The 15,855-nt window shown below is 48.1% G+C and carries 14 protein-coding genes; 6 read left to right on the plus strand and 8 right to left on the minus strand.

The window, feature by feature from the left end:
• Positions 1-238: 238 nt before the first annotated feature.
• Together ACR1R9_RS21640 and ACR1R9_RS21645 are read right to left on the minus strand one after the other, a co-directional pair.
• Positions 239-430, minus strand: coding sequence for a hypothetical protein (locus tag ACR1R9_RS21640; protein WP_433956392.1), 192 nt, complete (start codon positions 428-430; stop codon positions 239-241).
• Between the two features lie 69 nt (positions 431-499).
• A complete protein-coding gene (locus ACR1R9_RS21645; protein WP_433922754.1) occupies positions 500-2,170 on the minus strand; it encodes a PucR family transcriptional regulator in 1,671 nt (556 codons plus the stop codon).
• A 190-nt stretch (positions 2,171-2,360) separates the two neighbouring features.
• Here ACR1R9_RS21645 and ald point away from each other — a divergent pair, with 190 nt between their 5' ends.
• Complete coding sequence (gene ald, locus ACR1R9_RS21650) at positions 2,361-3,494, plus strand: alanine dehydrogenase (RefSeq protein WP_099855671.1); 1,134 nt, start codon at positions 2,361-2,363, stop codon at positions 3,492-3,494.
• Between the two features lie 151 nt (positions 3,495-3,645).
• On the opposite strand, the gene ACR1R9_RS21655 is transcribed toward ald, so the two are convergent.
• The gene (locus ACR1R9_RS21655; RefSeq protein WP_310853555.1) at positions 3,646-4,563 is read right to left on the minus strand and encodes a PD-(D/E)XK nuclease family protein; all 918 of its coding nucleotides are present in this window, start codon (positions 4,561-4,563) and stop codon (positions 3,646-3,648) included.
• 390 nt (positions 4,564-4,953) lie between these two features.
• On the opposite strand from ACR1R9_RS21655, the gene ACR1R9_RS21660 reads away from it, so the two are divergent.
• The gene (locus tag ACR1R9_RS21660) at positions 4,954-5,637 is read left to right on the plus strand and encodes a serine/threonine protein kinase (RefSeq protein WP_163756160.1); all 684 of its coding nucleotides are present in this window, start codon (positions 4,954-4,956) and stop codon (positions 5,635-5,637) included.
• 124 nt (positions 5,638-5,761) lie between these two features.
• Here ACR1R9_RS21660 and ACR1R9_RS21665 read toward each other — a convergent pair whose 3' ends face one another.
• Positions 5,762-6,649, minus strand: coding sequence for a helix-turn-helix transcriptional regulator (locus ACR1R9_RS21665; protein ID WP_076290224.1), 888 nt, complete (start codon positions 6,647-6,649; stop codon positions 5,762-5,764).
• Positions 6,650-6,779: 130 nt separating this feature from the next.
• On the opposite strand from ACR1R9_RS21665, the gene ACR1R9_RS21670 reads away from it, so the two are divergent.
• Together ACR1R9_RS21670 and ACR1R9_RS21675 are read left to right on the plus strand one after the other, a co-directional pair.
• Positions 6,780-7,667: a sugar phosphate isomerase/epimerase family protein gene (locus tag ACR1R9_RS21670; protein ID WP_433922753.1), complete on the plus strand. Its 888-nt coding sequence runs from the start codon at positions 6,780-6,782 to the stop codon at positions 7,665-7,667.
• 75 nt (positions 7,668-7,742) lie between these two features.
• On the plus strand, positions 7,743-8,798 hold the full coding sequence (locus ACR1R9_RS21675; protein ID WP_433922752.1) for a Gfo/Idh/MocA family protein: 1,056 nt from the start codon (positions 7,743-7,745) through the stop codon (positions 8,796-8,798).
• A 307-nt stretch (positions 8,799-9,105) separates the two neighbouring features.
• Here ACR1R9_RS21675 and ACR1R9_RS21680 read toward each other — a convergent pair whose 3' ends face one another.
• Entirely contained in the window at positions 9,106-10,425 is a 1,320-nt protein-coding gene (locus ACR1R9_RS21680; protein ID WP_433922751.1) for a glycoside hydrolase family 125 protein, read from the minus strand.
• Positions 10,426-10,672: 247 nt separating this feature from the next.
• Here ACR1R9_RS21680 and ACR1R9_RS21685 point away from each other — a divergent pair, with 247 nt between their 5' ends.
• Positions 10,673-11,731, plus strand: a complete 1,059-nt coding sequence (locus ACR1R9_RS21685; protein WP_433922750.1) for a LacI family DNA-binding transcriptional regulator — start codon at positions 10,673-10,675, stop codon at positions 11,729-11,731.
• A 150-nt stretch (positions 11,732-11,881) separates the two neighbouring features.
• On the opposite strand, the gene ACR1R9_RS21690 is transcribed toward ACR1R9_RS21685, so the two are convergent.
• The 3 genes from ACR1R9_RS21690 to ACR1R9_RS21700 all read right to left on the minus strand — a co-directional run bounded on the left by ACR1R9_RS21690 (position 11,882) and on the right by ACR1R9_RS21700 (position 14,763).
• Positions 11,882-13,495, minus strand: a complete 1,614-nt coding sequence (locus tag ACR1R9_RS21690; RefSeq protein WP_433922749.1) for a DUF4179 domain-containing protein — start codon at positions 13,493-13,495, stop codon at positions 11,882-11,884.
• Positions 13,476-14,048, minus strand: a complete 573-nt coding sequence (locus tag ACR1R9_RS21695; RefSeq protein WP_310852112.1) for an RNA polymerase sigma factor — start codon at positions 14,046-14,048, stop codon at positions 13,476-13,478. The genes ACR1R9_RS21690 and ACR1R9_RS21695 overlap by 20 nt, the downstream gene beginning before the upstream one ends.
• A gap of 199 nt (positions 14,049-14,247) precedes the next feature.
• On the minus strand, positions 14,248-14,763 hold the full coding sequence (locus ACR1R9_RS21700; protein WP_315794743.1) for a mismatch-specific DNA-glycosylase: 516 nt from the start codon (positions 14,761-14,763) through the stop codon (positions 14,248-14,250).
• Positions 14,764-14,884: 121 nt separating this feature from the next.
• Between ACR1R9_RS21700 and ACR1R9_RS21705 the strand changes: the two genes are divergently transcribed.
• Positions 14,885-15,805 (plus strand): AEC family transporter, encoded by a 921-nt coding sequence (locus ACR1R9_RS21705; protein WP_063567676.1) that lies wholly within the window; start codon positions 14,885-14,887, stop codon positions 15,803-15,805.
• The last annotated feature ends 50 nt before the right edge of the window (positions 15,806-15,855 follow it).

Raw genomic sequence — 15,855 nt, forward strand, 5'->3', positions numbered from 1 at the left:
ACGTTTAACACAGGGTACATACATCTTTCATGAGGATGTTCAACATAATTCGCCATTCCGCTAATCGAGCACACCAATCAAGTGGGCATCCACCCATTTCGAACTTCATGCTTCCCTTTCAGAACCTATACAGCCCGATATTCCAGGAAAGGCGGATTTGTGTGAGAAAAAACCTCGATATCTGTAATCTGAGCGGACAACTAGGAATCAACCGTGAGCGACTTGATGAATGGTTGCGTCAAACCGGTGTTTCATCCCAAAAAATGGAGACGGAGACTTTTCCGGAGCGCAGTTCTTCGCCATATCGCTTGGCCGCTCCCACCTCGTTATCCCTTGCACCTTCCTCCGGCCAACCCAAACTGTTCCGTGGCCGCCGTCCAGCTTCTGAAAACTCTGTATTACCAAGAGCATTACGACACGCTCGGGGCATCAGTAAAAATTGCTAGACTGTGCATGCTTTTCAATAATGCACAGTCTGGACTGTCACCAGCCTGATTCATCAAGACAGAAATTCCTGTTCCTCCTCGATCATGGCATGAGCAAGCAGGGCCATCTCCAGGCAGATTCTTCTTTCCTGATCCATAAAATCAGGTCCCATTAATTCTTCTAACTTCTCCAATCTATTGTACAAGGTTTGCCGATGTATGAACAATTGAGCAGCCGCATCCCGCTTGGAACCAAAGTTTTGCAGGAAGGCATCCAATGTCTCCACCAGCCTTAGATGATGTGTCCGATCATAGTCAATCAGAACGCCCAGATGATCATTTACAAAAGGCTGCAAAAACGATTGGGGCAATGCTTTAAGCATTTGATATATACCCATACGTTCGTAAAAATGAATATGTTCCAGCCGATCCACGGATCGTGAAACTTCGATGACCTGGTACGCTTCCCGCAGACTGTCCGGCAATCCTGTTAGTCGGTTACGCACCTTGCCAAATCCGGCATGGATCGTAACCTGCTTCAGGTTGCGACTCGCAAATCTCTTCACATCACCAATAATGCCTTCAAGTGATTTTACCAGTTGATTTCGTGTAGATGTCTTGCTCTCTTCCTTGGCACAGCATACATATACCTGATTATTTCTCAGCATGATGAGGCTGGCGAGATTGTTCTTTTTGAGCAAGGAACGCAGCAGCACCAGAATATCCTGATGATTGGTTTCCATTCGCTCACGGCCGATGCCTTTCAGACGGTGCTCCATCTCAATAACTCCGCCGGCAAACCAGTACTGTCCCTTCACCAACAGACGGAGCCCCATTCGGGTCTGCGCCTGCTCCTCTTGAAGAATGTTACCGTTCATCAGATCCTGGATCAGCTCATTCTGGTTGCGTACCATCTTCTCCTCCAGAAACTGAGAGCGCAGAGTCAGTGCGGCCGCAGCCTTCGCTGTATAATCGAGCAACAACTTAAGATACTCAACGGGTGCTGAAGGATGTACAACCATGCCTACCGCAGAAAAAACCTGCCCAAAACATACGACCGGATGACACAGTAACACCTGTTCCTCATCCAGATGGAACCATAACTCCGTGTCTGAATCATTGAGATCCAGATGCTCAACCTCCTGTTCGTACCATGTGTAGATCGCTTGCTGTGTCTCGGAGGGTAACTCCGGCACAAAACTGCCCGGTTCCATGGACGAGATATACACAACCGGCTTGGCCGCATATTCATGCAGAAGGTTAAGCACAGCCGACATGTCTGTACTCTGTAATGTTCGCTGCTGAAGCTGACGGGAATAGGTTTCCAGGCTCTTCAGCAGCTGGTGCTGATGATTAATAAGCAAAGCGTGAATATCTTGCGTGATCTCAACAAAACGGACCGGTTGCTCAAACACGATAAGTGGGAATTGATGCCTGTCAGCCAGTTCAATCAATTCTTCGGGAATGCCATGAATGCTCGTACCAAACTCCACGCAAAGCCCCGCCGCTTCGCTCCGGATTAACTGGAGCAGATATTCTTCGCGCCCTTCTTCCGATTGAAGCCATAGTCCAGTGGATAAAATAAGATCATGGGGACTTACAAAGGGAGAAACATTGGTGATCTCCAGCACATGAACCCATCCAACTTGACGTGATGTTCCTTCTTTCCCCGCAGCAAGCCGGGCTTTGGCAAAGACAGGGCGAGCCAGAATATCCTTTATCGTAAACACGCGGTCATTTCTCAATATCGATCCCTCATAGTGTCATTTTTTCTTACATTATAAGCGATGGACAAATGTCCTGAATAGTCTTTTCTCGACATTATGTTGAATCAATTCTTCAAAACATAGACATGAGGTAAGGTGCAAAACGATGATCCAGGTCATAAACTTGTAGTATAAGCTAACAACCATTAAATGGACGAGGTGCATGGCGATGAGAATCGGAATTCCGAAAGAAATCAAAAACAATGAAAATCGTGTAGCAATGACCCCTGCTGGAGCTGCTGATTTTGTCAGAGCCGGACATCAAGTCATGATCGAACGTGGCGCAGGATTGGGCAGTGGATTCACAGACAACGAATATCAATCGGCCGGAGCGGAGCTTCGGGATACAGCTTCAACTGTGTGGGCAGAGGCAGATATGATCATCAAGGTCAAAGAACCCCTTGCCAGCGAATACGCCTATTTTCGCCCTGGCTTGATTCTCTTCACCTACCTGCACCTCGCAGCGGAACCTGCACTGGCAAAGGCACTGATTGAAAGCCGGGTGACCGCCATTGCGTACGAGACATTGGAAGTTAACGGGACGCTGCCTCTGCTCACCCCGATGAGTGAAGTTGCCGGACGAATGTCGGCTCAGATTGGAGCGCAGCTGCTGGAGAAAACGGAAGGTGGCAAAGGCATTCTGTTATCCGGCGTACCCGGCGTAAGCCGTGGCAAGGTCGTTGTTATTGGTGGCGGCACGGTGGGCACCAATGCCGCCAAAATCGCGATTGGTCTGGGTGCGGATGTGACCATCCTCGATTTGAATCTGAATCGTCTGCGCCAGCTGGATGATATTTTTGGCAATCAGATTCATACGCTGGTATCGAGTCCATCCAATATTGCTTCGGCTGTTGCGGCTGCCGACCTGCTGATCTGTGCGGTGCTGATTCCAGGCGCCAAAGCGCCAACCCTAGTCAGCGAGCAAATGGTTACCACCATGGCACCCGGTTCGGTCATTGTGGATGTGGCGATTGATCAGGGCGGAATTGTGGAGACCATTGATCATATCACGACCCACGATGAACCGACCTATGTGAAGCATGGTGTGGTGCATTACGCGGTAGCGAACATGCCAGGCGCGGTGCCGCGCACGTCTACGGTGGCGCTGACTAACGCCACTATGCCTTATGCGCTGCAGCTGGCGAACCACGGTGCAGCAGCCGCGATTCGCGGCAGTGCGTCCATTCGCAGCGCGGTGAACGTGCTGAATGGACATATCACGTATGAGGCGGTTGCCCGGGATCTCGGGCATGCCTATGTTCCCGCAGGACAGGCGCTGGAGAATACCGCCACGGTCCAGTAATCTTGATATGACCGTTCCACCTGGCGCGTTGTCGCCGGCCTGTGGAACGTAATAGAAGCGCCAGTCCGGACAGATTCTGTCCAGGCTGGCGCTTCTTGTTTTATTTTTACATGAAATAGGAATGAGTTCTGAAGATGCTTCGGGTGGCGCTCTATACTATACGTTCGCTGCACACCTCACGGAAATTACAGTCCCGGCAAGCACGGCGTGAAGGCATTGGCGTGAAATACGAAACGTCCTTGGGACGGTTGTAATACTCATCATCCACACAGGAGCGCATCTCCGCAATATACCGCCCCACGTTCTCCTCCACCTTTAGGATATCCTCTTCCGTTGCCGTAAACTCTCGGTGTGTTCCGGTTAACAGGTACTCCACCCTCAGCTCAATCTGCTCCAGTGGAACCCGGTAATGCTCCCTCACATAGGATGCGTACAGCATCAGCTGATCCGAAAAGTCATCCTCCTTGCCCGTCTTCCAGTCCACAATGACGATGTTGCCGTTGCTGCGACGATATAACAAGTCCATCTTCACATACACACGCGTATCGTGCAGCATCATCGTATCCCATTTCTCAATCTCCAAAATATCCGTACTTGCACGGGACAGGTCCTCCCACGTGAGCGTCTGGTACAAATTACCGACACAGGCCGAGGCTCGTTCTTTAATTGTCGCAATCCGGTCATTCAACGTGTCATCCCCGTAATACATCTCAGACAACATCACCCGGTTCTTGGGATCGAGCCGCCACTGATCTTGATCCATTGATTCCACATACGCCTGATTCAGCAGCTTGCGCATCGTCAGTTCCAGAAAGTGCTCACGAGGTTTATCCTTGCCTTCTTCCCTGCTGCGAACCGCCGATTCACACATCCGATGCGCGAGGTCACCGAATACGAGGTATAGATTACTGAGCTGCTTCAATCGATACAGACGTACCTGCATCTCATCAGCCGAATCTGCCTTCCAGCCGTTATGGGCTCCATAATAATGATAATAATATTTGCGCAGGCACTCATCGAACATACTCGCCCGCGACTGCGAATAAGACCACTGCGGGTATTGTGCCATAAGATATTCTGCCTTTCTGTATGCCGGATCTGCATGAGATCCCTTAATGCTCACAGTATATAGGAAAGAGCAAAAACGTCGCAAGCACCCCTTCCGTAATTTTCTTCTATCCGCAACCGTTTCCGATTCAATGCGTAACGTTTATATAGTAACATCACCAAAAGATGAAATTACAGAGCAGAACGCATACTATTCTAAATAGAGTACAGGATTTTGCTTTGATATAAGATCAACCATAGATTTACACTAAAACGGAGAGCGCAGAAAAAATCTGGGGGTAACAGCGATTGAAAGATTATTCTGCACGCGGAGCGGCCGAGTGTAAAACTCATGAGTTGATATTATATGAAAAAATATTGTACAGGCATATCCTAAAAGGAGGCACCACCCATGAATCGACCGGATTGGTTCCAGGCGGAAGAGGCATTACAACAAATCCAAGTCATCGGAAGCGACCGGAATGAGCTCGTGAACATCATCGGCCATGTAGAAGGACTGAATTGTATTGGCACAGGAACGGATGCGGCGGTATTTACGTATGACGGATTGCCGCAGTATGCCTTCAAGATGTACTCAGATCATGCCCTGGACAAACTTGAAAATGAAAAACAGGTATATGAGCAGCTCAAAGGCCTGCCCTATTTCCCTACCTATTACGGCAGCGGCCGAAATATTCTTGTGATCAGTTTTGAAGCGGGAGATACCTTGCTCGAATGTTTGGAAAAAGGAATCCCGGTTCCTGAGCAGGTGATGCTCGATGTGGACGCAGCGCGAGAAGCCGTTCGCAGCCGCGGACTGAACCCTCGCGACATTCATCTGAAAAATGTCATTCTCCAGAATGGACGCGGGAAAGTCATCGACGTCTCGGAGTATATTCAGGACGGCAACGATAATCGCTGGGAGCATCTCGTCTGGGCCTATCACAACATTTATCCACGGATCAAAGGTACGCCCATCTCCCCACGCATGCTGCAAACGATCAAATGGGGATACAATCAACTAGATCAGGCCAATATCAAATTGGACGACCTCTCCAAAAAGGCTAATCGATTATTCTCCAAATTCATGAAATAAGCATCTTCATAAACAGATCAAATGTTTGTTCTGGTATCTGATATTCATAAAATAATCCGGATTACTCGCGCATCTCTGGCGGTGATCCGGATTTTTGTTTGTACTCTGTTGACGCAAGGCCTTCTTATTTTAACCGCCCCTGCGAGGGTGTCATCCCTTTGTATTGTTTATACAGCTTCGTAAAATAGTTGGCGTTATCACAGCCAACCTGGGCAGCGATCTCGGTAATGGTAAGGCTGCTCTCCTGCAGCAACTGTTCGGCTCTCGTCATTCGGCACCCATTCACATATTCCACAAAGGTGCGTCCAGTTAGTTTTTTGAACATTTTGCAAAAATGATATGTGTTCAGCCCTACCTGCCCGGCAGCCTCGGTCACGGACATTTTCCCTGTTGGCTCCGCTTCAATCTGCTCAATCAAAAGCTTAAATCGTTCCCGATTGGGAAAATACGATCCCGTTGTTTTATCAGGGAGATGGTGTGGCATAAATGTGCGGGCAAGCAGAGTGAACAAGGCATGCAACTTGGATTTCACAACCAATTGATAGGCCAGCGGCTGTGAGGCCATCTCCTCGATAGCTTCATCCAACAGGGAGTAATAGCCTTGGCAAGCTATGTCGTGCTCCGCCGGTTTTACCGGGAACCTTACCTTCCCTTCCAGATAGGGAGCAACATATTTCAAGTGAACGGGGTCATGGGTAAAATCATGAAATAACGCACTGTTGAGCACAACCGAATCATAGTGGATATCCCCTTCTTCCAGAGCATACCCGACATGCAGCGCCCCTCCAGGAATGATAATGACCTCACCTGCTTGAGCTACATAGGGCCTGCTGTCGATATGAAACAGTGCACTGCCCTTCCGCATAAAAATCAGTTCAAAGTGTTCATGCCAGTGCAAGTACAGAATACATTCTTCCGTTTTCATCCCCCAACAACGATTCTGGAACAACTGAAATGGATGTGATTTATGGTCAATGCGGGTATTTTCGTGAAGCGCTTTCAGGTCCAGCAAGCTGTCTCCTCCTTTCCCCACAAGATCAGACTAATATTGCACAAGATTGTATAGAGCCATGCAGCAGATGCCCGGCTATAATGAGTGTGTCACGAAGTACTATAAGCCAATATTGGAGTGAAATTCAACCATGAATAATCCGTTACGCATAGGCACCCTTGTGGGTGGACACGACGCAGTCCGCGTCATTCCACAGATCATGAAACATGGCTTCGAATCATTCAATCTGACCTTCTGGCAAACAACTGGTGATCTGGACCTCGCCGAAACAGCCAAACGTGTCCGTGAAATTGTGGACGAACAAGGAATTGTCATCTCTGCAGTAAGTGTCTTTGGCAATCCGCTCACCGGAGCTGGGGATAATGCCGATACACTGGCCAGTTGGGAACGGGTGATTGACCATGCCCAGCTCTTCGGAGCGGATATCGTCTCCGGGTTTACCGGACGACTGACCGATCAACCGATTGACCAATCCATCCCACGTTTCAAGGAAGTGTTTGGAGAACTGGCACGCCGGGCTGCAGACCGGGGTGTACGCATTGCTTTTGAAAACTGTGATATGGGTGGTACATGGCAGACAGGCGATTGGAACATTGCGCATAATCCAACGGCCTGGGAGATGATGTTCGATGCAGTTCCTGATGAAAACATCGGATTGGAGTGGGAGCCATGCCATCAAATGTCCAGCCTGATCGACCCAATTCCTCAGCTGCGCAAATGGGCGCCTAAAGTGTTCCATGTGCACGGCAAAGATGCCACCATTGCCTGGGACATCGTCAAAGAATATGGCGTGCACGGCCCACGTGAATTCGTCTGGCACCGTACACCCGGCTTCGGGGATACCAACTGGTCCGACATCATTACAATTCTGCGCCAAAACGGGTATCAGGGAACGATTGATATTGAAGGCTGGCATGATCCTGTCTACAAAGATGAACTCGAAATGACCGGACAGGTGCACGCACTAAAATATTTAAAACAATGTCGCGGTGGTGATTTTGTTCCCAATCCGTTATAGAAACGGGATTAACATGGAGTGGCATGATGTCCATTGCACAAACATAGAAAATGAAAAGTATAAGGAGATGATAGGATGAGTCATCCTTATCGGGTAGTTGTGGCAGGCTGTGGGGCCATGTCCAATACCTGGGTTGATTACGCCATCCAGAGACCGGACACGGAAATTGTAGGGCTTGTCGATCTGTATGAACAGACTGCCGTTGCACTCGCTGCACGGCACGGCCTCTCCTGTCCCACGTTTACGGATATCGGTGAGGCCATTCGAGTAACAGATGCCAATATTGTATTTGATGTCACCATTCCAGCAAGCCATCACACCATTGCGATGACGGCATTACAACAAGGATGTCATGTATTTGGCGAAAAACCTCTGGCGGAATCCTTCTCTGACTGTGAAGATATTGTTCAGACTGCACGCCGTACGGGCAATATTCAGGCTGTGATGCAAAATCGCCGTTTCGATCCACGTATTCGCGCCTATCGGCAGTTGATTTCCGACGGAACGATTGGTCAGGTCGGTTTTGCAGGGGCAGATTTCTTCCTGGGACCTCATTTTGGAGGATTCCGTGACCTGATGGATAGTCCACTGCTGCTGGATATGGCGATCCACACCTTCGACCAGGCACGTTATATTCTCGGTGCCAACCCGGTCTCGGTGTACTGCCACGAATTTAATCCTCCAGGGTCCTGGTATCAAGGTAATGCGATGGCACTATGCATCTTCGAAATGTCCGATGGCTCCGTGTTTAACTATCGCGGGTCCTGGTGCACAGAAGGTGTGCCTACTTCATGGGAAGCATCCTGGCGTGTAACCGGCGAAAAAGGAACCGCGATCTGGGATGGACATGATGACATTTATGCTGAAGTTGTCTCGGCACAGCATCTGGATGCGGACGGCAAACCATCCTTTTTCCAACCATGTGAGCGGATCGAAGGAGAGCAGCCTGTCATGGACAAAACAGGACACCACGGCTGTCTCGAAGACATGTTCGCTGCACTGGAATCCGGACGACTGCCTGAGACCGATTGCAGTGATAACCAGTTCAGTATGGCCATGGTCCTTGCATCCCTCGAAAGTGCCCGCACAGGTCAAAAGGTGCTCATTGCGGATCTGCTGAAAACTGTATAGTGAAGCCGTGAGTCAAATAGCCTTCCTCATAAACCAAGCCCAAACTGCGAATCTTTTGCAGTTTGGGCTTTTTGTCTACTCACTCTTCTATTCTAGAAATGATGTAGCCGAAAAAAAGTCATGCCAAATAGCAAACGCAGTGCAGGGGACGAAATCGATTCTGGAGAAACGAAGTGCTCGCCTTTATCACCGGATTTCCCCTTACAAAAAGGGAATCAAAAAATCCGGGGATAACAGCGATCGAAAGAACGATTCGTAACCGGAACGACTGCTTTGCAGGCAGTTATTTTTTTGAACTTACATCATTTTATAGAATTCCTTTTTTCATTGCCTTGTACACAAGCTGTGAGAACAGGCTGTTCGACCAAGCAAACCACGGCCTTGTGAACGTATTGGGATCATCTGAATGAAAACCCTCATGCATGTACCCGGTGCCTGCATCCGTGTTCTCCAGCAAATCTATCATGTCCAGCATTTCCTTATCATTGTCTGCGGTCAAACCCTGCATGGACAGCGCCATATGCCAGACGTATCCGGGAGGAGTATGAGGGCTGCCGATGCCTTTGGCTGCTTGTCCTTCATAATAAAACGGATTTTCCTTGCTCAAAATAAAGCGCCGTGTATTCTGGTACACGATATCCTCGGTGGAAGCATACTCCAAATACGGAATAGACATAAGTCCCGGGGTACCTGCATCATCCATTAGGCAAAAGTTGCCGTAACCATCCGTCTCATAGGCATAAATCTGCCCATACTCGGGGTGACGGTAAGTACCGTATAAGGAAATACCATGTCGTATTTCTTCTTCCAGATGAGCCATCTCACTGACAAGCTTCTCATCTCGAAATACCCACCTTGCAATCTCCCCCATTTGGCGCAAAGTCACCGCTGCAAACATATTTGCCGGGATATTATAATGAAAATCACATGCATCATCACTGGGGCGGAAACCGGACCAGATCATTCCGGTATAGTTTACCGGCATCCCCAAGCCTTCGTTACGGAGCGTATCATGGGCTGGACAATTCCGGCGCATGAATCGATATGGGGACTGTTCACCATGACGCTGCTCCGTTTTCCACAGACGTACTACGCTCTCCATCACCCTCTTGAAACGCTCGTCAAATATATCCGTCAATTCCGTCTCACGCCAATACGCATAGGCGAGCCGCATAGAGAAACAAAGTGAATCCAGCTCAAACTTGCGTTCCCACACCCAAGGCGACATCTCTGTCTCATCATTCGCATCCCAATGCCATCCATTAGCCGTTTCGTTAAACGCATTGGCATAGATATCGATGTCCGCATAGAATGTATGCCGTTTGATCAGCCCGCCAATGATCCGCTGCAGCTGTTCGTCTTCCTTTGCCAGCGGAACGTAGTGCATCACCTGCTCCACTGAATCACGCAGCCACATTGCCGGGATATCCCCTGTAATAACAAAGGTTGTCCCATCATCCAATAGCTTTGTCGTCGTTTCCAACGTGTTGGGAAAACAGTTACGGAACTGTGCCAGCAATCTGGGTCTATGTTGCAGCCGTTCCTCGGCCTCGGTGAGAATGTTCTGCACAGCTTGCGGTAATTCCAGATGCGGCATGGGGATTTTCGGTAATCTGAACTGTTCCATGGATGTCGTCTCCTTTGAATTGAAGTTTCCATATTTGTTTGCACCGATTCATTCAATGATTTGTGTCGCATTGTTATTTTCGTTATGATAAATTATAATAACATTATTATTTGTAAGTGTACTGTGCCGGAAGATGATCGTCAATTCATAACGGATGGTATATTAAAAAATAAATTGGATCATATCTTGTAGATTGAAATGGCTCGTTGGTTTTATGCAAATTGTTTACATATGAAGGAGTAATGAAATGTCACGTAAAGTATCTATCCAGTCGCTGGCCGACCAGCTTGGATTATCCAAATATGCCGTCTCCCGTGCACTCAGTGGCAAGACTGGTGTCAGCGAAGCGACTCGCGCCCGTGTGCTGGAATTAGCCCGTGCCTTGGGATATCGCCAAAGCACCCCAGGAAGCAGCACTGTTCCAACTGCAACCCAGACAGAACAATCCGAACCCCCATTTGCTCTCATCTGCATGAATCAGCTCAACCGGGGTGAGCCCCACTACTGGCAGCGCGTCCTCTCAGGCATGATCTCTGCCTGTAATGAGAGAGGATGGCATCATGCCATTGTATCTCCCTCTCTGGGAGTCGCTGATGAACACACGCCGCCAGAACGGGCAATCGCTCCTCACTTGGATTGGGAACGTTGTGCAGGAGTCATCGCCATGGGCGCTTTCCCCCATGCAGTCCTGCAACGACTGACCCAGACAGGCCGCCCAATTGTGCTCGTGGATCATCAGGAGCCACTATTGAACTGCGATACCATCAGCCATGATAACCTGGAAGCAGGCATTACTGTGGCTAGATATTTAATGTCGATGCAGTGCCGCCGTATCGGTCTGATTACGGATGATGGCCGAGCTGCCAGCTTTGCGCAGCGGCAGATCGGCATCGAACTGGCTTTGAACCATTTCCACGCGGATAGCAGTCGGTTGACCACGTTCAGAGAATGGAATATTCCTTATGAGAACGGCGAATGGATCGATCAATTGGCTGCCACAATCAAAAACATGCCCGCGAACGAGCGGCCCGATGCCTGGATTGGCGTCAATGATGATATCGCCTTGCAGTGGATGAATAAGTTGCAGGAAATGGGATTCTCCACACCTGAGGATTGCCTTGTCATCGGTATCGACAATGTGCATGCCGCCGCCACATCGTCACCGCCCCTGACCACAGTCAACCTGTGCAAAGAGGAACTCGGTCAGCGTGCGATCGAAGCGTTACAGCGCAGAATTGAACGCCCGGGAACACCAAAGGAAACGGTGATGTTATCCACGTCCCTTATTCCAAGGGAATCGGCGTAACTCAATGTGCACAACTTCTTTAGCATCAGTACAACTTAACTTTATTGAATATCAAAAAGGCCCAGCATTTTATTATGCTGGGCCCTTCTATCTCTATCTTGTTATTCTTCCAAGTTTAGTCCCTTCTTAGCAGAGAATAATTCATGACTGTTATTTCTGCCAAGGCAGACTGGTGTACGACGGAAGATCTACTTCCCAATTTACGTCTCGATACTCTCTATCGACCACCTCACGTTTTAAAGTGAATTTCCTACCGTTCTCTTTGTAAAAACCACGGATGATCAATTTCAGTTTATCGGCAACGTATTCACCGTTACTATTGGGCTGGTCTGGATAACCAACTACTTCAACAGGATATTCCGTCCCTTGTGAATCTACCGCTATCCAGCGATCACCATGGAAAGCGTTTCGGAACGTCCCTGTTCCATTCAGGACAAGGGAATATTCTTTATTCACATTACTCTTCTGAAGGTTAGATGATTCCGGCACAGACTTATAATCAAAATCATCAAATAGGATTTTATCACCAAGCTGCTCGAATTTCACAAAGGTATGAAATGCAATGTCTGTACGCCTCTTATCCAAATCAACTTCCACAGATTTCTCTTCTTTCACCGGGAGGGTGTAACCATCGAGGACAAAACGAATTTTTTTAGCATCTACCGTTACAAATGCTGGATCCCATGTCTCCGACAACTTCAACGGCCCTCCGTCCTTCACGCCACTCTGATCATGAAGCCGAAACTTCGCTTCACGAGCATCTGGTCTAAACCCATTGAAAATTCGATATTCATTGGTGTCAGGGATCTCAAGATGGTAAATGATGCTCATATAGTTCGCCCAATCCTCATCAACTTTGGTACGAAGCTGATCATCCAGCTTCACAGCCATATCAAGTCGTGTTCCATTTGGCGTGCGTACAAGCTGTGTCAGATCGATCTCCAACCCTTCCGGTGTCGTATACGTGTTTTCCATCGGGCTCTCAACAGCGAGTGATTTGGCTTTGGTCATATCGATGTTGAACTGAAAACTCCAATCCACCGTAACATCTCTATCCTCATATGGCTCTTTCACAAAATCATAGAAATCTCCTATTCTTATATGTCCCAATTCTCCACGCACGATCACTTTATCAGGGATATCTTGCTGCAACTGAAATATAAATTTGTTAAGAGAGGCACTGCTTAATCTGGTATCTCTCGCAATGGTTGCAACCTCTCTCCCCTTTTCATCAGTAACATGAATTTTTCCCAATTCGGGATATAACACGGATATTCCTGTCCCATCAGGTGCTGTTTGCTGCAAGTTTATTACAATCTGCGAACGATCTACAAGCACATCTTCAATCTTGAGCTTGTAGCCCTGATCATCAATATGAATGTTCGGATTAACCACAAGTCCAAGAGGTTTAAGACGTTTATAATCATCCGCCAAACTGGAATATTTCAGCGCCTCTGGAACAGGTATATTAGGTAGTGGCGGGTTATTTACGGCATTTACCGTGGATTGAGTCGATTTTGCTGTGTGATCAAAAGCAAACCATGCCCCTCCCACAAGGATCACAACTGCCGCTGCTGCAATCCCAGTACGGCGCATCCAATGGGACTTGGAAGCCTTTTTCGTAAATGGATCCCCGTGCTCTGCGCTTTCCATGGACACCCCTTCCAGTTTTCGCATCACCTCAAGTGTAAAGTCCGCATCCGGCTCCTCACGAAAGAAATGCTGTTCCCACAATCGATCCTCATCATTTGGAATAGGCTTCATACGTCGATAAACCTCCTTTGCGCTCCATTTGTTTCTTCAACGTTTTCTTCCCTCGATAAAGTGCATTACGCACTTGTGCGGGGCTCATGTCTGTGATATCTGCAATCTCTTCGTAGCTCAGCTCATTCGTATATTTAAGCAGCAGCACAAGCCGATACGACTCTGGCAGTTGGTCCATCTGGCGATATATTTCACGCTGCATCTCCTTATGCAGCACATGTTTCTCTGGCGTTTCACCATTGGTTTGTTCCAAGCCTGTATGAACAGCGGTCATGACCGGTTTCTGTTGCCGCATAAAATCCCGCATCCGATTCACAGCGATGGTGTATACCCAAGATGAGAAACTGCTTCCTTCCCTTCGCGCGGGAAGATAGCGGTACATCCGAAGAAACGTATCCTGAGCGAGATCCTGTGCATCCTGATGACTCGCACCCATTCCGCGTAAAATACCGAAGACTTTATTTTTATATCGATCCACGAGCACAGCAAATAGCTGTTTGTCCCCTGCCATAATACGCTGAATGAGCTCCTCCTCTGGTATCTGTTGAGTCATGTAATCCCCCTTCTCTACAGCTTCCATGCATGGTTCTGTACTATATAGACGGAATCACTTCCTGAAACCTCTCACTTTATCCAAAAAAAAGAATTCGCGCCACCCGGTGTTAAACCGGATAGCCGAACTCTGCAACCAATGAAGGTTCTTTGTTACTGCTGCACTTGCTGCCATGTGGAGTTTCATTTTTGCTTCGTTTTCAGTCCTCTCTGCTTTTCTCGGAGACAAAATCACTAAGCTGTGAATAGATCGCTACGATCTCATCCATCGACATACGCACGAGTCCACTGGATGACGGGGCTACAAATTCATGAATTTCCTTGACGACCGGGTCGTCCTGAAATCCCCATTCCGCTTTGGTACGCTGACTATACTGAGTGTATACCCCTTTCCCCACAAAACAGGCGATGTCTGGTCGGTATTCCTCCAGCTTTTGCCGTAAAATCTGCCGTCCCTCTGCATATTCTTCCTTTGTAATATCGTCCATACCTCTTGTTGGCCGGGCAACAATATTCGTAAATCCGTACCCCAGCTTCAGCAACTCTCCATCCTCTTGTGCATCATATAAACGAGGAGTCAATCCGGAACGCTCAAGAATGCGCCAGAAACGGTTTCCTTTATAAGCATAATGATGACCCGTCTCTCCAGACGTGATGCTGGGATTGAATCCAATAAATAATATCGATAAACCATAATCCAGATGATCTGGAATCATAATGAAAAGCCCCCTTATCTTTTTTAGTCATTTACATCTTTCATCTGTGTATAAAATGATATAATGGTTGAAGTATTTTCGAAATCGGACTGAAATTTTCATGAAAAAGGAAGCTGAACTGATGATTGCAGACATCATGCTTGAAGTCGTCCTGCCCGTCTTTCTCCTGATTGCCGTCGGGTCCTGGATGCAAAAGGTGTTCAAGTTGGACTTGTACACCCTCGCCAAAATCAATTTCTATTGTATTACCCCCGCAGCCGTCTTTATGAGCATGTACCACTCCGATATGTCGGGGGAATTGCTCGGAACTGTCACGCTTTTTTACGCCTTATATGTACTTATTCTCTATATTGTGGGGTCTGTGTTCGCACGCTCGCTTCGCATGAACAAAGGCATGAAGGCTGCCTTCAACAACAGCATCATGCTGGACAATGCAGGCAATTATGGTCTGCCCATTAACTCCCTGGTATTTCGTGGTGATCCGCTGGCCTCTTCCATCCAGGCACTGGTCATGTCTTTACAGGCATTACTGACGTTTACCTATGGTGTGCTGTCCATTCAGGGTGCCAAGCTCAAAGGCAATTACCGTGCGGTGATCATTGGATTTCTAAAAATGCCCGTTCCTTATGCACTGTTGCTCGGCATTTTGTTTCATATGGGGAATATTCCATTGCCCACTTTCCTGTCCATGCCGCTGACTTATGCGCAGCAAAGTATGGTCGCTGTAGCACTCTTGACACTCGGTGCCCAAATTGTAAAATATCCAATTCGCCTGTATCGTCTTGATGTGTATATTAGCACATTTCTGCGTTTGCTGATTGGCCCGGCCATCGGGATTTCGATTGTACTGCTGCTCGGTTTGCAAGGTATCGCCGCTCAAGCCCTTATTATCGCATCCGGTATGCCTACCGGAGTCAATGCGTCCATTCTGGCTGAGGAATACGATAACGAGCCAGACTTTGCCGCCCAGACGGTTCTGATCTCGACGTTGCTTAACATCATTACGATTACCGCACTGATTTCGTTTGCGAAGACGTTCTGATACTGGCAAATCAAACATGAAGCTTCTCCACTTCATGTTCCGTTTCCAAA

The organism is Paenibacillus taichungensis (assembly GCF_050994985.1).
Taxonomy (GTDB): Bacteria; Bacillota; Bacilli; order Paenibacillales; family Paenibacillaceae; genus Paenibacillus; species Paenibacillus taichungensis.